2 protein-coding genes are annotated in these 2,449 nt (G+C 68.6%); both read left to right on the top strand.

Annotation, left to right across the window (positions count from 1 at the left end; genetic code table 11):
* Window positions 1-160 (top strand): potassium-transporting ATPase subunit C (locus G3N93_RS37910; protein WP_206135313.1); only part of this gene is annotated, 160 nt, incomplete at its 5' end.
* Between the two features lie 56 nt (window positions 161-216).
* Window positions 217-2,265, top strand: coding sequence for a potassium-transporting ATPase subunit KdpB (kdpB, locus tag G3N93_RS37905; RefSeq protein ID WP_241026876.1), 2,049 nt, complete (start codon window positions 217-219; stop codon window positions 2,263-2,265).
* Window positions 2,266-2,449 lie beyond the last annotated feature (184 nt).

Here is a 2,449-nt window from a genome sequence, read left to right as displayed (position 1 = left end):
GCAGGCGCGCGGCGTTGATGCCGCGCAGGTCACGGCACTGGTCGACCGGATCGCCTTGCCGCGCCAGCTCGGCGTGCTCGGCGAACCGCGCGTGCGCGTGCTCGACCTGAACCTCGCGCTGGACCGTGCATTCGGTCACGCGGCCGGCGCGAAGCAATAGCAGGAACCACGGAGTCACTCATGTCCCATATCGAAACCCCGATCAATCCAGTGGCGATGCCGGTCGGCGGCGTGCCGCCGATGCGCTGGACGGCCGTGCTGCGCGAGGCGTTCCGCAAGCTCGCGCCGCGCGTGCAGTTGAAGAACCCCGTGATGTTCGTCGTGTATCTCGGCAGCATCGTCACGACCGTGCTGTGGCTGCAGGCGCTGACCGGCACGGGCGACGCGCCGGCCGGCTTCATCTTCGCGGTCGCGTGCTGGCTGTGGTTCACCGTGCTGTTCGCGAACGCGGCCGAGGCGCTGGCCGAAGGGCGCGGCAAGGCACAGGCCGACGCGCTGCGGGCGGCGCGCAAGCGCGTGTATGCGAAGGTGCTCGACGAGCCGAAGCGATTCGACAGCACCAGCCATCGCGTGCCGAGCGACGAACTCGCGGCCGGCAGCATCGTGCTCGTCGAAGCGGGCGACACGATTCCCGCCGACGGCGAAGTGATCGACGGCGTCGCGTCGGTCGACGAATCGGCGATCACCGGCGAATCCGCACCGGTGATCCGCGAGTCGGGCGGCGATTTCTCGTCGGTGACGGGCGGCACGCGGGTGCTGTCCGACTGGATCATCGTGAAGGTCACCGCGCAACCGGGCGAGGCATTTCTCGACCGGATGATCGCGATGGTCGAAGGCGCGAAGCGCGGCAAGACGCCGAACGAGGTCGCACTGACGATCCTGCTCGTCGCGTTGACCATCATCTTCCTGCTCGTGTGCGTGACGCTGCTGCCGTTCTCGCAATTCAGCGTGCTGCTGAACGCATCGGGCACGGCGGTGAGCCTGACCGTGCTGATCGCGCTGCTCGTGTGCCTGATCCCGACGACGATTGGTGCGCTGCTGTCGGCGATCGGCATCGCGGGGATGAGCCGCATGATGCGCGCGAACGTGCTCGCCACGTCGGGTCGCGCGATCGAGGCGGCCGGTGACGTCGACGTGCTGCTGCTCGACAAGACCGGCACGATCACGCTCGGCAACCGCGAGGCCGTGCAGTTCCGGCCGGCGCCGGGCGTGAACGAGCGTGCGCTGGCCGAGGCCGCGCAACTGTCGTCGCTGGCCGACGAAACGCCCGAGGGGCGCTCGATCGTCGCGCTCGCGAAGCAGCGCTTCTCGCTGGACGTAACCGCGACCGCCGGCAGCATCACCGTGCCGTTCAGCGCGCGCACGCGGATGAGCGGCCTCGACATCGGTGAACGGCAGGTGCGCAAGGGCGCGGCGTCGGCGATCCGCGCGCACGTCGATGCGCTCGGCGGTGTGTTTCCTCAAGCGATCGAGACGGCCGTCAACGATATCGCGCGACGCGGCGGTACGCCGCTCGTCGTGGCCGACGGTTCCCGCGTGCTCGGCGCGATCGAGCTGAAGGACATCGTCAAGCACGGGATCGCCGCGCGCTTCGCCGAGCTGCGCAAGGTCGGCGTGAAGACGGTGATGATCACCGGCGACAACCGGCTCACCGCGGCCGCGATCGCGGCGGAAGCCGGCGTCGACGACTACCTCGCCGAAGCGACGCCCGAGGACAAGCTGCGGCTGATCCGCGAGCACCAGGCAAAGGGCCATCTCGTCGCGATGACGGGCGACGGCACCAACGACGCGCCGGCGCTTGCGCAGGCCGACGTGGCCGTCGCGATGCACAGCGGCACGCAGGCGGCGAAGGAAGCGGCCAACATGGTCGACCTCGACAGCAACCCGACCAAGCTGATGCAGGTGGTCGAGGTCGGCAAGCAGATGATCATGACGCGCGGCGCGCTGACCACGTTCAGCGTGGCCAACGATCTCGCGAAGTATTTCGCGATCATCCCGGCCGCGTTCGTCGCGACGTATCCGGCGCTCGGCGCGCTGAACGTGATGGGGCTGCACAGCCCGACGTCGGCGATCCTGTCGGCGGTGATCTTCAATGCGCTGATCATCGTCGCGCTGATTCCGCTCGCGCTGAAGGGCGTGAAGTATCGCGCGGAGCCGGCGGAGAAATTGCTGGGGCGGAACCTGCTGATCTACGGCGTGGGCGGGATCATCGCGCCGTTCATCGGCATCAAGCTGATCGACATGCTGTTGACGCCGTTTATCTGACCGAACGCGCCGTCGCGGCCCCGTTCACGCCTTCGCGGCGTGCGCGGGGCCGTTCGGCGTTTCAATTGCCGGAAGCGATCATGGATGTGAATGTGAACGTGAGCGAAGCGAATCGACGGGCAACCGGGCAGCGGGACACCGCCGCCCGCCGCAGCGAGGCCGGCACGCGCCGCGACCGCTGGCA

Source organism: Burkholderia sp. Se-20378, from assembly GCF_017104665.1.
Classification (GTDB): Bacteria; Pseudomonadota; Gammaproteobacteria; order Burkholderiales; family Burkholderiaceae; genus Burkholderia; species Burkholderia lata.
Note: the sequence above shows the minus strand (reverse complement) of the source record. Positions and strands in the feature narration are given on the sequence as shown.

Excerpts from the sequence above, each read along its gene's own strand:
- kdpB (WP_241026876.1), top strand. The coding sequence starts at position 217 with ATGCCGGTCGGCGGCGTGCCGCCGATGCGCTGGACGGCCGTGCTGCGC.